This window comes from Microbacterium sp. CCH5-D1 (assembly GCF_001557335.1).
Taxonomy (GTDB): domain Bacteria; phylum Actinomycetota; class Actinomycetes; order Actinomycetales; family Microbacteriaceae; genus Microbacterium; species Microbacterium oxydans.
Map to the genome: position 1 here is coordinate 18424 of NZ_LSJW01000005.1, position 16332 is coordinate 34755.

The window sequence follows — 16332 nt, forward strand, 5'->3', positions numbered from 1 at the left end:
GTGACAGAGAGATTGATTGATGACTGACGAAGAACGCACCGAGCCGGAACACGACCACGGCAAGATCGATCAGGTCGACCTGCAGTCGGAGATGCAGCGCAGCTACCTCGACTACGCTATGGCCGTCATCGTGGGGCGTGCGCTCCCCGATGTGCGTGACGGCCTCAAGCCGGTGCACCGCCGTGTCATCTACGGCATGTACGACGGTGGATTCCGTCCTGACAAGTCGTTCTCGAAGTGCGCCCGTGTGGTCGGCGAGGTCATGGGTCAGTACCACCCGCACGGTGACTCGGCGATCTACGACGCCCTCGTGCGACTGGTGCAGCCGTGGTCTCTGCGGTATCCGCTGGCCCTCGGGCAGGGCAACTTCGGCTCCCCCGGCAACATGGGTGCCGCGGCTCCGCGATACACCGAGACCAAGATGGCTCCGCTCGCGCTCGAGATGGTGCGCGACATCGAAGAAGACACCGTCGACTTCACCGACAACTACGACGGCCAGACGCAGGAGCCGACGGTCCTGCCCGCCCGTTTCCCGAACCTGCTCGTCAACGGCTCGGTCGGCATCGCGGTCGGAATGGCCACCAACATCCCGCCGCACAACCTGCGCGAGGTGTCCGACGCGGCGCTCTGGGCACTCGACAACCCCGGCATCTCCCGCGAGGAACTGCTCGAAGGCCTGATCCAACGCATCCCGGGCCCGGACTTCCCCACCGGCGCGCAGATCCTCGGCACCAAGGGCATCCACGAGGCTTACCGCACCGGCCGCGGCTCGATCACCATGCGCGCGGTCGTCAATGTGGAGGAGATCCAGGGTCGTACCTGCCTCGTCATCACCGAGCTGCCGTACCAGGTCAACCCGGACAACGTGGCGGTGAAGATCGGCGACCTCGCCCGTGACGGCAAGATCACCGGCATCGCCGACATCCGTGACGAGTCGTCGGACCGCACGGGTCAGCGCCTGGTCGTGGTGCTCAAGCGCGACGCGGTCGCCAAGGTCGTGCTGAACAACCTGTACAAGCACACGCAGCTGCAGGAGAACTTCGGCGCGAACATGCTCGCGATCGTCGACGGCGTCCCCCGGACGCTCGCGATCGACGGGTTCATCTCGAACTGGATCTCCCATCAGATCGACGTGATCGTGCGACGGACCGAGTTCCGCCTTCGCGAGGCCGAGAAGCGCATGCACATCCTGCGCGGGTACCTGAAGGCGCTCGATGCGCTCGACGAGGTCATCGCGCTGATCCGTCGTTCGCAGACAACAGCCGACGCCAACGAGGGCCTGCAGAAGCTTCTCGACATCGACGAGATCCAGGCCGATGCGATCCTGCAGATGCAGCTGCGCCGGCTCGCAGCCCTCGAGCGTCAGAAGATCATCGATCAGGCGAACGAGCTCGAGGCGCAGATCACCGACTACAAGGCGATCCTGGCCGACGAGGGCCGTCAGCGGACCATCATCCGGGAAGAGCTGACCGGCATCGTCGAGCGTTTCGGCGACGAGCGCCGCACCCACATCCTGCACGGCTTCGACGGCGACGTCTCGATGGAGGACCTCATCGCCGAAGAGGAGATGGTGGTCACCGTCACGCGCGAGGGCTACATCAAGCGCACGCGCAGCGACAACTACCGTTCGCAGCACCGCGGCGGCAAGGGCGTCAAGGGTGCCCAGCTGCGGGCGAACGACATCGTCGAGCACTTCTTCGTGACGACCACGCACCACTGGCTGCTGTTCTTCACCGACAAGGGTCGCGTCTATCGCGCGAAGACGTACGAGGTGCCGGAGGCCGGTCGCGACGCCAAGGGCATGCACGTGGCGAACCTGCTCGCCCTGCAGCCCGACGAGAACATCGCCCAGGTGCTCGACATCCGCGACTACCAGGTGGCGGACTATCTGGTGCTCGCGACGCGTGACGGACTGGTCAAGAAGACCCGTCTCGACAACTACGACACCAACCGTCAGGGCGGTGTCATCGCGATCCGTCTGAACGAGGAGGACGAGCTCGTCAGCGCGCTGCTCGTGAACGCCGAGGACGACATCCTCCTCATCAGCCGTCGAGGCATGTCGGTGCGCTTCGAGGCGACAGATGAAGCCCTGCGCCCGATGGGCCGGGCGACGGCCGGTGTCCGCGGAATGAAGTTCAAGATCGATGAGGACTGCCTGCTCTCGGCATCCGTCGCCGCGCCGGGGAAGTTCGTCTTCGTGGTCACCGACGGCGGCTATGCGAAGCGCACCGCGGTGGAGGAGTACCGGGTGCAAGGTCGCGGCGGAACGGGCATCAAGGTCGCCAAACTCAACGATGATCGGGGCACTCTCGCGGGTGGTCTGATCGTCTCCGAGGACGACGAGGTCTTGGTGGTTCTGTCCAGCGGCAAGGTGGTACGCTCTGCCGTGGCCGAGGTCCCCGCCAAGGGTCGAGACACCATGGGAGTGGTGTTCGCCCGTACGACGGAGGCCGACCGCATCCTCGCCATCGCCCGTAACGGTGAGCGCGGCCTCGCCGAAGAAGAGGCCGATGCGGAGGACGCAGAGACCCAGGCCCCCGAGACGACCCAGACCCCTGAGGATACAGACGCATGAGCACAGTGGCCGACAAGCTGGCGAAGAAGTCGACCCGCAAGACCAGCGGAAAGCAGGTACGCCTCCGACTGGTCTACGTGGACTTCTGGTCGGCCGTGAAGCTCTCGTTCCTCGGAGCCGTGGCCCTCGCGGTCGTCACGATGGTCTCGTTCTTCCTCATCTTCCTCGTGTTCCAGGCGACGGGGATCATGACGACGGCGGAGAGCTTCCTGCTCGGCATCACCGACAACACGTTCGTGCTGTCCGAGGTCGTGGGACTGCCGCAGGTGATGGCCTTCGCCGCCGTGGTGGCGATCCTGAACCTGATCGTCTTCACGGTGCTCGGCGCCGTGGTCGCCGGAATCTACAACCTCGCGGTGAAGGTGACCGGCGGACTGCTGGTCGGCTTCATGTCGAACTGATCCTCGGTACGGATCCACGGAGGGCGGGTGCTGCGGCACCCGCCCTCCGTCGTTGCTCGGCGCGGGATCGCTAGACCACGCCGGTCGTACCGAGGAGGGTGCCGATGAGCCAGGTCGCCGCCAGTGCGAGTCCGCCGCCGACGACCAGCCGTATGGATGCGCGCATCGGAGCGGAGCCGCCGATCTTCGCCGACAGGGTTCCCGTCACCGCGAGCGCGAGAAGCACTGCGACGAACGTCACGGGCACGCGCCATTCCAGAGGGGGAAGGAGGATGGCCAGCAACGGCAGCAGTGCTCCGAGAGTGAACGCCACCGCGGAGGAGAGCGCCGCGTGCCACGGGTTCACGAGGTCATCCTGATCGATGCCCAGTTCCACTTCCAGATGGGCGGAGAGGGCGTCGTGCGCGGTGAGCTCCTCGGCCACCTGGCGCGCTGTCTCCGGCGAGAGCCCGCGGTCGCGATAGAGCTGGGTGAGTTCGTCGAGCTCCACGGCCGGCATCGTACGGAGCTCCTCGCGCTCCTTCGCGATCAGTGCCCTCTCACTGTCACGCTGACTGCTCACCGACACGTACTCGCCGAGGGCCATCGAGATCGCGCCTCCGACGAGGCCGGCGATTCCCGCTGTGAGAAGTGCGGCGTTGTCGGTCGTGGCGCCGGCCACCCCGACGACGAGTGAGGCGACCGAGACGATGCCGTCGTTCGCGCCGAGCACTCCTGCGCGCAGCCAGTTCAGCCGCTGACCGAGACCGGTGCCGTGCGGTTCCCCCTCATGCGTACTCATGCCCCCAGTGAAGCAGAACCGTCGTGGTCGAACCGCGACGACCACGGGAACTCTTACGGAAAACCCGAATCGGAGTGTCCGGTTGGCTCGCTGTCGTGGCCTCCCCCACCGCCGTACCTTGGAACCATGACCACTCAGACTGCGACCCCGGCTTCCGCAACAGCGGTGAAGCCGCCGTTGCGCATCTTCCTCACGATCCTGCATCTGGCAGGCGTCGGCGTCCTGGGCGGCGCCATCTTCGGCACGCTCGGAGGCCTCCTCGGTACCGGACTCGGACTCCTCTTCGTCGCCGGTATCGGTCTGGTCCTGCTCGTCGGCTTGGTCTATGCCCTCTACGGTCTCGGCTGGTTCGAGATCGCTCGGGTCGGGTCGCTGTACCGGACTCCGGTCGGCCCCCTGCGGCTGCAGCCACGCGACCGCCCCGGCTTCGTCGGATGGCTGCGCGCATTGGGCCGGCAGGCGATCGATGGACGCATGTGGCGCGCTGTCGCCAACTTCGCCATCTCCGCCGTGCTCGGGTGGGTCGTGCTTCGGCTGTTCTGGGGCCTGATCTGGTCGATCGTCGTCTCGTTCGCACCGCTCACCGGAGTCGACTCCGTGATGGGACCGTTCGGCGGCGGGGGCATTCCTGCCGAGTGGGCCCCGCTCATCGGGATCCTGGGCATCGCAGCCTGCGTCGTCGGGATCATCGGCCTCGCACTGCTGCATCGCACCCTGTCGCTCGCGATCGTCATCCGCAGCAGGGAGACGGAGCTCACCGAGCGTGTCCGCACCTCGACGGCCCAGCGCGAGGGGGCCGTGCGCGCCGCCGATGTCGAGCGCACCCGCATCGAGCGCGATCTGCACGACGGAGTCCAGCCCCGTCTCGTCTCCGTGGGGATGACGCTCGGGCTCGCTCAGCAGAAGATCGACAGCGATCCCGGTGCGGCGAAGGAACTCATCAACGAGGCTCACACCTCGACGAAGGCGGCCATCACCGAGCTGCGTCAGCTCGCACGCGGCATACATGCCTCCGTGCTGGACGACCGGGGGCTCGACGCCGCACTGTCGGCACTCGCGGGACGCTCCCACATCCCCGTGCACCTCGACGTGCGGATGGACGGTCGGTGCAGTCGCGAGGCCGAGGCAGCCGTGTACTTCTCGATCGCCGAGTCCCTGACCAACGCGGCGAAGCACTCCCGAGCCAGCGAGGCCCGTGTGGTCGTGCGGCTGCGTGACGGCAACACGCTGTGGGCGCGGGTCGAGGACAACGGCATCGGAGGAGCGCAGGTGCAGCCGGGCGGTGGTCTCGACGGCATCGCGAACCGCATCCTCGCCGCCGGCGGAACCTTCCGCCTCGACAGTCCGCAGGGCGGTCCGACCAGCCTGGAGGTGAGCGTCCCGTGCGCATCCTGATCTGCGAGGACTCGGTCCTGCTGCGCGAGGGCCTGGTCCGTCTGCTCGAAGATGCCGGTCACCAGGTGGTCGCCGCTCTTCCCGACATCGAGGGTCTCGACCAGGCCGTCGTCACGGAGGCACCCGATCTGTGCATCCTGGATGTGCGTCTCCCTCCGACCTTCACAGACGAGGGGATCCGGGCCGCTCTCGGTCTGCGGTCGACCCACCCGTCGCTCGCGATCCTCGTGCTCTCCCAGTACGTCGAGGAGCGTTACGCCTCCGACCTGATCGCGGCGCAGGGTGGCCCTCTCGGCTACCTGTTGAAGGATCGGGTCGCCGACGTCTCGGAGTTCCTCGCCTCCGTGCAGCGGATATCCGAGGGAGCCACCGTGCTCGACCCCGAGGTCGTCGCCCAGCTGCTGACACGGCGCAACCGTGATGATCGGATGCTGCGGCTCACCGAGCGCGAGCGCACCGTGCTCGCACTGATCGCCGAGGGCAAGTCGAATCAGGCGATCGCCGGACTGCTGTTCCTCTCCGAAGCCAGCGTCGAGAAGCACATCACCTCCATCTTCCAGAAACTGGGCTTCGAACAGGACGAGTCGGGCAACCGCCGTGTGCTCGCCGCCCTCGCCCACATCGAGAACACCGGTGGCACGACGCCGCCGACCGGCCAGACAGGAGTGGCACGATGACCACCGACAACAACGGGGACCAGGGCGGACACACCCCGCTCACCCCGCCACCCGCCTCCGTTCCGCAGTCTGACGCTCCGCACGCGGCTCCGACCCCTCCTCCCGCCGGCCGCTCGTCCGGTGCGACCGCGGTCATGGTCGTGACGGCGGTGGTCGGTGGGCTCGCACTTCTCGGCGCCGGCGGAACAGCAGCCGCGGCAGCCGTCGGCACCATCGCCACTTCGAACCGTGCCGACTCCGTGCAGAGCGTGGGTGTCGCCGGGCTGGAGAGCATCGACCTCTCCGCCGACGCCAGCAGCATGCGGGTCGAGTTCGGCGACGTCGACGAGGCCACACTCGCCATCACGAACGGACGCGGTACCCCGTGGAGATTCGAACGTGACGGCGACGAGCTGGTCGTGCGGAGCCCGCAGGGGGTCTTCGGATGGTGGATCGGTGGCTGGTTCGGTGAGGAGGAGATCGCTGTGCTCACGCTCCCGGAGAGCCTTCGCGACGCGGGACTCGATGCCGACCTGAACCTCAATGCGGGCAGCCTCGATGTGGCCGGAGACTTCGGGATCCTCGATGTCAGTGTGAACGCGGGTGCTCTCGACATCCAAGGAGCCGCGAAAGAGCTCGACGTGCAGATGAGCGCCGGTCGTGCCGACATCCTGCTCGACGGCATCGCCCAGGCCGACCTCGGTGTCTCCGCGGGCGATCTCACCGTGGAGCTGACGGGAACGCCTCCCGCGCTGACATCCATCGACGTCAGTGCCGGCACCCTCGATCTGACCGTTCCCGACGTCGAGTACGCGATCTCCCAGGAGATCAGCGCGGGCACGCTGAACGCCGAAGTGGATGAGGCGTCGAGCTCGCGGAGGACGATCGACGTCTCCCTCTCGGCCGGCACCGCGACCATCCGACCGGGTCGCTGAAGACGATCGAGGGGGAGACACTCCCGGGCGCTCCCCCTCGATTCGGATTTTCCGTCTTTCTCCGGTAAAGTCTTGGAGGTTGACGGGGCTATAGCTCAGGCGGTTAGAGCGCTTCACTGATAATGAAGAGGTCCCAGGTTCAAGTCCTGGTAGCCCCACTCCTTAACTCAAGAAATCCCTCACGGGGCCTTAGCTCAGTTGGTAGAGCGCCTGCTTTGCAAGCAGGATGTCAGGAGTTCGAATCTCCTAGGCTCCACAATTTCAGACGTACTAGAACACCTGACATCGGTGGAAGCCGGTGTTGGTGCGAGGGCGGCGAACGGCTCAGCGAGCTTGATCGTCGCCCTCTCGTCTTCGCTGATCTCGATGCCGTTGGTGAGCGCTTGGTTGGCCAGCCGCTTGCCTTGGTCGTCGGCGCGCGCGTACAGGGTCGCGCAGTCAACGAGCAGGCTGAGCGCGGTGCTGAGGTGCTTGCGTGAGCCCTCGTGCTGGTCGTGTTCGCTGGCGAGGCGGCGGTCGATGTCTGCAAGCCCGGCCCGGATGCGGTCTTGGTGCCGTTTGAGGGTGTCGAGGTCGATGGCGTCGGCGAAGTGTGCGGCGAGCAGCTTGTCGCTCTCGTTCTGGAGCCGCTTGCGGTTCTCGGTCAGGTCGGCCAGTTCCTGGGAGCGGGAGGCGAGCCGTTCATCGAACGCTGTCTCGACCTGAGCGGCGAGGGCGGCGTACTGCTCTTCGGTGATGGAGATGTCTCGGTAGCAGTCCGCGACCAGCTGCTCGGCGATACCGACCGGCACGGCCCGCCGGGTGCAGTTCTTCCGTTTGGAGGCCCGACCGGAGCACACGTAGTAGGCGTAGCGCACGCCTTGCTTGTTGGCGGGGTAGTCCAGTTGCATCCGTGACCCGCACTGGCCGCAGAACAGGGAGCCTTTCAGGTAGTGGTCGTGCGTGCGGCGGCGCTCGGCCGCGATCTTGCGGGAGTCGAGTAGACGTTGGACTTGCTGCCAGGTCTCGACATCGACCAGCGGTTCGTGGGTGCCGGACTGCTCGGCTCCCTTGTAGCGGACGATGCCGATGTAGTACGGGTTGCGCAGCATCGAGAAGAACGTGGAACGGCCCACCGGCCCGGACGGACGCTTCGGCGTGGGTACGGTGGTGAGTCCGCGCGCGGTGGCCTCGGCGAGCAGGCTGACAACGGTGTGCTCACCGGTCGCGTACTGCTCGAATACCCACCTCACCAGCGGGGCGCGCTCGGCGTCGATCTCGACGGTGCGGTACTCGCGGCCCTGCTCGTCACGCTTGCGGACGTTGAGATACCCGACTGGTGCTCGCATCGGGGTTCCGCCGGTCTCGAACTTCTGGTTCAGGCCCTTGCTGACCTCGGATGCGAGGTTTTTGGAGTAGAACTCTGCGATGGAGGACATGATGCCGTGCAGCAGCATCCCCGAGGGCGTCTCGTCGATGTTCTCCGTCGCAGACACCAAGGTCACCCCGGCTTCGACCAGGCGGCGGTGAATCTCCACATCGTCCAGTCGGTTGCGGGCGAGGCGGTCGACCTTGTGGACGATGCAGTATGTGACTTGATGCGTGGCGATGTACTCCAGCATCCGTTGCAGGTCTGGCCGGTCAGCTGAGCGGGCGGACTCTCCGGCGTCCACAAACTCGGCGACGATGCGTGCGCCGAGGTCTTCGGCCTTGCGCGCGTTCGCCTGGCGCTGAGCGGGGATGGAGAACCCCTCGTCACGACCCCCCTTGGTCGCCTGCTCCTTGGTCGAGACACGTTGATACGTCACCGCTGTCAGAAGCGGCGACGTATCCGTGTCGTGTATCGGCATTGTCAGGGTCATGGTGGCCTCCTTGCTCGCCAGACGACGAATGGGCGTGCGTCGTGTTTCCGGTGCTGTGTCGATCACCGATGCGACGCTGCTGCTCATCAAGCTCCTGGGCGTGAAGTCCATCCGCGATGTGCAGAACCAGCGCGATCAGTTGCTTGTTGTCAGGCTTGGAGCGCACCCGAGGCTCGGCCGAGATACGTCGGCCCGTGCTCGTCACCCGGTAGTGCCTCATACCCGCCAGGTGAACTCGCCTGCCCGTTAGCGTCACGGGCGACGCGGCGTTCCTTGCGGCGGGCGGCACGGAGCCGGAGGTAGATGCCGAAGCCGTGAAAGAGGAAGCGGAAGCCCTCGCAGATCCCGATCAGAACGAAGAGGTGGAGCCACTCCGGGCCTCCGTTGTCGATCAGGACGGTGCACCCGTAGGCGAAACCGAAGTAGACGACCCCGGCGAGCACGGCCCACAGACCCCACTTCGGGTCGCGCTGAGTGCGGAACCAGTCGAGCAGGATGGTCGAGGGTATCCAAGGCCGCAGCACCCGGAAAAGGATGACGACTGCGATGAAGATGAGCCAGATCATGGTCAAGTCCTCCCGAAGCGGCGACGCTTCCTATGGGATGGACTTGCCGGGGCGGCTTCCCCGGTTCGTCTGCCACCTGCCTGGGGCCGGTGACGACTAGCTGAACATTGATGTCGCCTACCCCTAGTCTAGCGCCTGCACGCTGCTGTCGGAAGAGCGGTCGTCGTGGGTCGGGTACCTACCCGTATGGCCACGATGGAGCAGCTGGCGTTCGACTTCGATGAGTTCGCCCGCGAGGACGCCCGCGCGCGACTGCCCGAGTGGGCCGGAGCACCGCTGCACTACACCGAGGACTACTACCCACCGAGGCTGCTGGACGAGGCGTTTGAGCACTGGCGGTTCATCAACGGCAGCTTCGGCTCGTTCGCGCGTAGCCATATGTGGCACCGCTTCAGTCATGCCACTGTCGAGTTCGGCGAGCATCGCGCCGAGATGTTCCACGCCGATCTTCGCCCTGAGCCCGACGCGGAGGGGCCGGGCGATCTGCTGAAGAAGATCGTCTGCGGGCCGTGCGCGTGGCAGTCCGACGCCGGCGGCGAGTCAGATGCGGTCGAAGCGTGGCACGATCACGCCGTACCGGGGTGGCGAGACCTCCCCGTGGTTCCCGGCCAGATTCGGGTACGCACCGACAAGGGCCTGTCGAAAGTGGCCCTGCGGTGGATTGAGCAACGCTACCCGCAGCACATGCAGATACCTGGTGCCCCGATCATCACCGAACGCCAGCAGTTCGGCATCCGCCACGTTCCTGCCTACTCACCCTGGGGCGGCTACGACCTGTCCGCTACCGCGCTGGAGCGCCCCGCGCCTCGGCCCGCAGGTCACGCCGTGCGCCGGGAGCCTGCCCAGTTCGAGCCGTCAGTGAGCGCGCCGCGTCGGACCGGGCGCATGCTCGGCGACTGACCGGCACACGAGAGCGGGGCCGAAACTTGGGAGTAGGGCTTCGGCCCCGTAAGCGGTGCGATGCTCAGCTGATCTCGCCGGTCTCGGGGTTGAGGTTGGCGTAGAAGTCGTGTTCGAGTTGGCGGCGGCGCTCGACGTCGGCGATGACGTAGGCCACGAAGTCCTCGTCGCGGTCGGTGATCGGGGTGTCTTCGATCGGTTCGGCCTCGTCCTCGCCGGGCCAGACGGTCTGGCGCGTGGGCCGGTCGCGGTCGAGGCGGGTGCCGCACGCGGCGACCCAATCACGCAGCCGCTGCCTGGCGTCCGCGAAATCCCGGTGCCAGCCGATCGGGGCCGAACCGTTCTGCTGCGGGTCGAACGCGCACAGCCAATGGGTGTGAAGCGCTGAGAGTTCCCAGTGCAGCTCGGGGTGACGGTGCCACATGGGAGGCACCACCGACGACGGCAGCCCGTAGGTCGTGCGAAGCCAGTTCACCCACTGGTTCAGTTCCAACCATGCGGCCTCGGCGTCGTCGGCGGTCAGCAGATTCCAGTTGATCGGGCCGGGCGGTTCATCGAGCATCGGCCCCGCCGCCCCGACCCGGTTTGTGGTGCCGTGGTCGATTTCGGGTTCTGGCTCGTCCTGCTCGGGTACGAAGTCCTCTTCGTCATTCATGGTGTCGGCCCTGTCCTACTGCGACATCACGGCCGGTTCGCGCTGCTGCGCGGGCCGGTCGTCGCGCTCGAACCCCTGGCTGCGGTCGAGGCCCGGGGCCTCACGCTGCGGTGTCTCCTGCTGCGGCGCACGGTCGACGGTGTAGGGCGTCCACATCATGTCGTGGCCGATCTTCGTGGCCACGAACTCTTCACGCTCGTTGCCGTTCTGATCGGTAAACGGCCGCACGTACCCCTGTGCGATGAAGCGGTCGTCCTGCTGGAACTTCTGGCTCGCTTCCTCGGCGGTCTTGCGGAAGAGCACCATGTCGTGGAACGTGGTGCCGGTCTTGACAAACGAATCCTCGCCGTCACGACGGAAGTGATCGACGCCGACGCGCGCGTACAACCGCGCGATCCCGTTCTTGCTGTACGTGAGCCTGGGTTCGGAGTCGATGTATCCGACCAGCGCTTCACGTGGTCGCAGCTTCGCCCGTTCCTGCCTCTGGCCGTCGTGCGGCTCGTTCTGCTCGTCCATCAGCTTGCCTCCTACCTCACGGTGCCCCGCCAGTAGGCGGCGCTGCTTGTGTGTGGCGGCAAGGTGCACGAAGCGGCCCGCGAGCCTTAGAACCCTCGCGCGGGCGTCTCCCGCGCCCACGACTGCGCCGACGAACCAGCTCTGCTGGATACCGGGGTGCGTTCGGGGTTCGGGCGGACACCGAGCGCGGGCCGGTGTGCTCGCACGGTCTCGACGTTCAGCCCATTCGGTGGGTTCCCCGGCGCGGGTTCGGGTTGTGCTGCGTGGTCGATGTCTTCTTGCATCGCGGCCAGCTGGGTCTCGATTCTGGCGAGGTCTTTCTCCGCGTCGGCAAGGGCCTGGGCGTGGCGGAACGGCTGGCCGATGCGCTGCTCGGCATCGTCGCGTTCGGTCTCGGCGCTGGCGAGGTCGCTGCGGGCTTGCTCGAGGAGGGAGGGGATGCCGGATGCGCGGTTCTCGATGCGCTGGATGAGTCCGACGCCGCCGTCGAGGAACGACTGGCGGGTCATGATGAACCCGCTACGCGGCACCCCGTCGAGCCGAATGTTCACCACGGGGTCGGCCCCGAGTGCCGGGCTGGTCGAGACGATCACGTCAAAGCCGCTGATCTGGCCGATGACGCCGTGGTCGCGGGAGGCGTAGCGCGGTGCCCACTTCAGGTCGGAGTCGTGCGCCCAAGTTGCGAGCGCGTGTGCAGCATCGGCCCGGGAGGTGTAGGTGTTGTCGCGTAGCTCGATGCGGAACCTGTCACCGGAAGTGTCGGTCACGCGCGGCAGCACCGCTTCGAGGGCTTCGATGTCGGCTGCGGCACTCCGTGCATGGTCACTGGCGCGGTCGCGGGCGTGGACGAGCATCGACTCGTTGCGGTGATAGGCGCGTTCGAGACGGCGGAGCCGTTGTACTTCGGTATGCACCGTGGAGTGCTCCAGCAGAAGCGGGTTCCCCGAGGAGATGGCCTTGGCTTCGGCGGCGGATAGGGCGGATGAGTCAATCTCCTCGATCTCGCGGGAGTCGAGGTTTCCACGCATGAGCTGCGCGATGAAGGTCGCCTTCCGCTCGACCCCTTGCCACATGTAGGAGTCGAATGACCGTTCGGTGACGAACCGGACGATGCCGATCTCGGGGTTTTGGTTGCCTTGGCGCAGGATGCGGCCCTCGCGCTGGGCGATGTCGCTGGGTCGCCACGGGCAGTCCAGGTGATACAGCGCGACGGCCCGGTTCTGGACGTTGGTGCCGACGCCCATTTTCTGTGTGGAACCCATCAGCACCGCGACGTGCCCGGCACGCGCGGCAGCGAACAACCTGGCTTTGTCCACGTCGGTCTTGGCTTCGTGCATGTACCGGATGGACTCGGGCGGCATCCCGCGCACGACAAGCTGCGCCCGCAGTTCGTCGTAGGCGTTCCACTGGGTTGGGTTCGGGGTGCCGATGTCGGAGAACACCAGCTGCAACGCACCCCGCACGGGCGACTTCTGCCCGGTGATCGGGTCGAGGTAGATGTTGTCTTTCGTCTGCTCCCAGACCCGGTGGATGCTGTCGGCAGCCAGGTCCACCTTGGTCGGCCCAGACGGGTCGGTGGATGCGATCATGCGGATATCGAGGGCGGCCTTGCGCCCATCGGTCGAGATGGTGAGCATGTTGTCTTCGCTGGGCGACACCGCCCGGGCTGCGACCTTCTCGGCACGCTTGCCGAGGGTCTCGATGAACTGCTCCAGCTCGACCGTGGGCTGGATCGCGACCGTCGCCGGTGCCCGCCTACCATCCTCGCGCTCGGCGATCTCGGGGGTGGGCAGTTGCAGATCCTCGGCGGTCTTCACATCCGCGAAGATCGACCAGAGTTTCAGCATCTCGGGCACGTTCTGGAACTTGGCGAACCGCGTCTTCATGCGGAACGTGTTGTTGCCGGTCGGGGCCATCTCCATCTGCGTGACCGTCTGCCCGAACGTCGCCGCCCACGCATCGAACGCGCCGATACCGGCGGCGTCGAGCAAGTCCGGGCGCAGGTACTTCTGCATCACGAACGCCTCGGTCACGCTGTTCGAGATCGGCGTCGCGGTCGCCCCGGTGACCACCCGTTCGCGGCCTTCGGAGCGCAGGTATTCGAGCTTCATGTGCAGATCGGAGGCACGGTTGGAACCCTCGATCGCGGCGTCTTGGATGTTCGAGTCGGTGGCGAGGTTCTTGTACATGTGCATCTCGTCCACGACCACGTAGTCGATGCCGGTGTCCTCGAAGCACACCCCGGCATCTCGGCTGGTGTCGATGCGGGCTTTGACCTTGTTCTCCAGCTGGAGCAGCTTGCGCTGGATGCGTTTGACGCTCATCGCGTTCTCGCCCGTCGCGGTGGCGAGCACTTCCCGCATGTCGTCGACCTGGGCTTGGATGTACGCCTGCTGGGTCTCGGTGCGCAGTGGAATCTTCTCGAACGCGCCCTGCGTCATGAGCACGCCATCCCACTCGTTCGCCGAGGTCCGTGCGACGAACAGGCGGCGCTTGTCGGCGGTGAGGTCTTTGCTGGACGCGGCGAGAATCCGGGCCTGCGGATAGATTTGCAGCCACTCGCGGGAGAACTGTTCCAGCATGTGATTCGGAATTACGAGCACGGGCTTGTCGATCAGCCCCATGCGGCGCATCTCCATCACGCCCATGATCATTTCCGCTGTCTTGCCCGCCCCGACCTCGTGGAACAACCCGGCAGCCGGTTCGGCGATCATGCGGGCGACGGCGGAGCGCTGGTGCGGGCGCGGGGTGAAGTTCTCCGCCAGCCCCGGCAGGCTCAGGTACTCGCCCGCGTCGGTGTAGTCGCGCAAGACGATGGAGTTGAAGCGCCGGTTGTACTCGGCCACGAGCGTGCGGGCACGCTCCGGGTCTTCAAACACCCACTCGGCGAACCGCTCTTGCAGGGCGTCGGCTTTCTCCTGCGCGGCGGTGGTCTCCAGCGGGTTGAGCACGCGGCGCTTCTTGCCGTCGACGTTCTCGATCTCGTCGTAGACGAGCAGGGTCTTCTGCTCCATGATCGCCTGGGCGATATCGGGGGCCGGGCGACGCTCGGTGCCCCACTCGTTGGTGGCCAGCAGCCCTTGGCGTCCTCCCCGCACTTCCCACATGCCTGGCAGCGGGTTCTCCACGTTCACGTCGCGGGTGCGCAGCAGCTCGTTCAAGAACTGCGCGTGCACGTCGGCGCTAATCCACACCGCGCCCATGCGGGCGCTGATCTCTTCTACCCCGAGTGCTTCGGGTACGACCTCGGTGAGCGCGTCGACATTAGCCTGGAACGCCGGGTCGTCGGCGGCGCGCTCGGTGGCGTGCTCCAGCTTCATGCGCACGTCGCCGGAGAGATACGCGGGGGCGTGGATGAGCTCGTCGGTGATCGGGTCGGTGAACACCAGCCCGGTAAGCGAGGCGCGGGCTTCGGTTTCGTCCATGCCGAGCATGTCGGCGATCAGCGGCAGGTCGATCCTGCCGGTGCGGTCGAGGCTGACCGCTATCGCATCGGCCGGGGTGTCAACGCCTTGGGGTTCGGTGCGCGGGGAGACGACGCGGCGTGTCATGATCGCCGCCGGGGTCGCGGTCTGGTCGGTGTCGTCAAACTGCTCCAAGGCGAGCACGAGCGCCCCGAACGGGTCGGAGCGCAGCAGCCGGATCGGGGTCGGCACCGTGCGGGCGTAGGTGTCTTCCCCGGCCTCGTTGGTGCGGCCGGTGCGGCGCAGCGTGTACCGGTTCAGCGGCCCGTACCTGCCAGCATACTTCCGGTAGTCGCGGTACAGGCCCTCGCGCGCCTGGTTGATCTCGTCGGTGTCATCGACGGTCGCGGCCTCCAGTTCGAGCAGCCGGTGCGCGCCGTCGCGCAACCCCAGCAGGGCGCGCAGCTCCGGCCCCGCCGATTTCGGCACGTCCAACGGTTCGACGGAGCCTTGGACGACGGTGCCGAACCCGGTGTCGGTGGCGACGATGCTGCCATCCCACAACTGCGGCGGCGACGGCACACGCGCGGCCTGCCGTGCCTGATACTCCGCCGTGGGCGCAGTGAAGACCCTTCCGGTGCGGCGGGCTGTGAACGTGATCTGGTCGAGCACATCGGCCAGGTCGGCCTCCAGGCGGTCGAGGTCGCCATCGACGGTGAGCGTCGGGGTGCCGTACATGCCCTGCCGGATGCTCAGGGTGCCGAGCACATGCTCGGGGTGGTGATCGAAGTAGGCGTTGATCTTCGCGCGCTGTCCGTCCAGGCTGATCGGGGTGACCGTTTCCCACAGGTCATCTGCCGGGGGTTGCCCGTCCTCGCGGCGGTGCAGGATGAGCAGATCGGTCACCACGTCGGTTCCCGCCGTGCGCCGATGTGCCCCGGCGGGGAGCCTGATCGCGCCCACGAGGTCAGCGAGCATCGCCATCTCGCGGCGCGCGCCGGGGTTCTGCGCGTCCATCGTGTACTGCGACGTGAGCACCGCGACCATCCCGCCGGGCCGGGTGAGCCGCAGGCTCTTGAGGATGAAATGGTTGTGCATCGACAGCCGCGTCGGATTGTGCACCGGGTCGTGCAAGGTCACGTCTGAGAACGGCACGTTCCCGATCGCCGCATCGAACGAGGCTTCGGGCAGCCGGGTGTCGGCGAACGACTCAGTCCGTACCTCGGCGTGCGGATACAGGGCGCGGCTGATCGCCGCGGTCACCGGGTCGAGTTCCACCCCGGTCATGCGCGCGGTCTCGGGGGCCATGCCGAGGAACGTGCCCAGCCCGGAGCCGGGTTCCAGCACCCTGCCGCCGTCGAAGCCGAGCGCGGTCATGGTCCGCCACATCTGCCGCACGATCAACGGGTCGGTGTAGTGCGCGTTGATCGTCGTGCGTGCGGCGGCATCCCACTCGTCCGGGGTCAGCAGGCTCCGCAGCTGCTCACGCTCGGTTGTCCAGTCCTGCCTGGACTCGTCGAACACATCGGGCACCGCGCCCCAGCTCGACCAGCGCGCGAGCGTCTGCTGCTCATCAGCGGTCGCCGGGCGTTCCTGCTCGACCAGCAGCCGGGCGGTTTCGATCGCCGCGATGTTCGCGCGAAAGCGGGCTTTCGCGCCCGAGGGAGCGAGGTCGTCGTGCGTGGCGGGCACAAACCGCCCCACCGT

The 16332-nt window shown here is 66.7% G+C and carries 12 protein-coding genes, 2 tRNA genes and 1 pseudogene; 9 read left to right on the top strand and 6 right to left on the bottom strand.

The genetic code is table 11. The annotated features are described in order from the left end of the window. The first annotated feature begins 19 nt into the window (after positions 1 to 19). Both gyrA and AX744_RS00260 read left to right on the top strand, forming a co-directional pair. Complete coding sequence (gene gyrA, locus AX744_RS00255) at positions 20 to 2575, top strand: DNA gyrase subunit A (RefSeq protein ID WP_046747972.1); 2556 nt, start codon at positions 20 to 22, stop codon at positions 2573 to 2575. Next, complete coding sequence (locus AX744_RS00260; protein WP_017829919.1) at positions 2572 to 2976, top strand: DUF3566 domain-containing protein; 405 nt, start codon at positions 2572 to 2574, stop codon at positions 2974 to 2976. The genes gyrA and AX744_RS00260 overlap by 4 nt, the downstream gene beginning before the upstream one ends. Before the next feature lie 70 nt (positions 2977 to 3046). Here the strand turns inward: AX744_RS00260 and AX744_RS00265 are convergent, their stop codons facing one another. Beyond that, positions 3047 to 3757 carry a VIT1/CCC1 transporter family protein gene (locus AX744_RS00265; RefSeq protein WP_061015064.1) on the bottom strand — a complete coding sequence of 237 codons (711 nt, stop codon included), beginning with the start codon at positions 3755 to 3757 and terminating at the stop codon, positions 3047 to 3049. Positions 3758 to 3883: 126 nt separating this feature from the next. On the opposite strand from AX744_RS00265, the gene AX744_RS00270 reads away from it, so the two are divergent. The 6 genes from AX744_RS00270 (at position 3884) to AX744_RS20925 (ending at position 7639) form a co-directional block, all read left to right on the top strand. After that, on the top strand, positions 3884 to 5152 hold the full coding sequence (locus AX744_RS00270) for a sensor histidine kinase (protein ID WP_046747974.1): 1269 nt from the start codon (positions 3884 to 3886) through the stop codon (positions 5150 to 5152). Beyond that, positions 5140 to 5829, top strand: coding sequence for a LuxR C-terminal-related transcriptional regulator (locus AX744_RS00275; protein ID WP_058630950.1), 690 nt, complete (start codon positions 5140 to 5142; stop codon positions 5827 to 5829). The genes AX744_RS00270 and AX744_RS00275 overlap by 13 nt, the downstream gene beginning before the upstream one ends. After that, on the top strand, positions 5826 to 6743 hold the full coding sequence (locus tag AX744_RS00280) for a hypothetical protein (protein ID WP_061015065.1): 918 nt from the start codon (positions 5826 to 5828) through the stop codon (positions 6741 to 6743). The genes AX744_RS00275 and AX744_RS00280 overlap by 4 nt, the downstream gene beginning before the upstream one ends. Before the next feature lie 84 nt (positions 6744 to 6827). Continuing rightward, positions 6828 to 6901 (top strand) — tRNA-Ile (locus AX744_RS00285). A gap of 25 nt (positions 6902 to 6926) precedes the next feature. Beyond that, positions 6927 to 6999, top strand: a tRNA-Ala gene (locus tag AX744_RS00290). A gap of 229 nt (positions 7000 to 7228) precedes the next feature. Continuing rightward, positions 7229 to 7639 (top strand): hypothetical protein, encoded by a 411-nt coding sequence (locus tag AX744_RS20925; protein WP_036341021.1) that lies wholly within the window; start codon positions 7229 to 7231, stop codon positions 7637 to 7639. Here the strand turns inward: AX744_RS20925 and AX744_RS19870 are convergent. Further along, positions 7559 to 8695 (bottom strand): annotated as a pseudogene (locus AX744_RS19870) (recombinase family protein); the annotation flags it as partial. The gene AX744_RS20925 and the pseudogene AX744_RS19870 overlap by 81 nt on opposite strands. Before the next feature lie 38 nt (positions 8696 to 8733). Next, positions 8734 to 9150 (bottom strand): hypothetical protein, encoded by a 417-nt coding sequence (locus AX744_RS00300; RefSeq protein WP_036341018.1) that lies wholly within the window; start codon positions 9148 to 9150, stop codon positions 8734 to 8736. Positions 9151 to 9336: 186 nt separating this feature from the next. Between AX744_RS00300 and AX744_RS00305 the strand changes: the two genes are divergently transcribed. Continuing rightward, positions 9337 to 10050 carry a DUF6349 family protein gene (locus AX744_RS00305; RefSeq protein WP_036341015.1) on the top strand — a complete coding sequence of 238 codons (714 nt, stop codon included), beginning with the start codon at positions 9337 to 9339 and terminating at the stop codon, positions 10048 to 10050. 64 nt (positions 10051 to 10114) lie between these two features. On the opposite strand, the gene AX744_RS00310 is transcribed toward AX744_RS00305, so the two are convergent. The 3 genes from AX744_RS00310 to AX744_RS00320 are packed head-to-tail and all read right to left on the bottom strand — an operon-like array spanning position 10115 to position 16317. Next, complete coding sequence (locus AX744_RS00310) at positions 10115 to 10705, bottom strand: hypothetical protein (protein ID WP_036341012.1); 591 nt, start codon at positions 10703 to 10705, stop codon at positions 10115 to 10117. Between the two features lie 15 nt (positions 10706 to 10720). Further along, the gene (locus tag AX744_RS00315) at positions 10721 to 11341 is read right to left on the bottom strand and encodes a single-stranded DNA-binding protein (RefSeq protein ID WP_157543481.1); all 621 of its coding nucleotides are present in this window, start codon (positions 11339 to 11341) and stop codon (positions 10721 to 10723) included. Continuing rightward, complete coding sequence (locus AX744_RS00320) at positions 11308 to 16317, bottom strand: helicase (RefSeq protein ID WP_231728710.1); 5010 nt, start codon at positions 16315 to 16317, stop codon at positions 11308 to 11310. Before AX744_RS00320 ends, AX744_RS00315 begins: the two co-directional genes overlap by 34 nt. Positions 16318 to 16332: the final 15 nt, after the last annotated feature.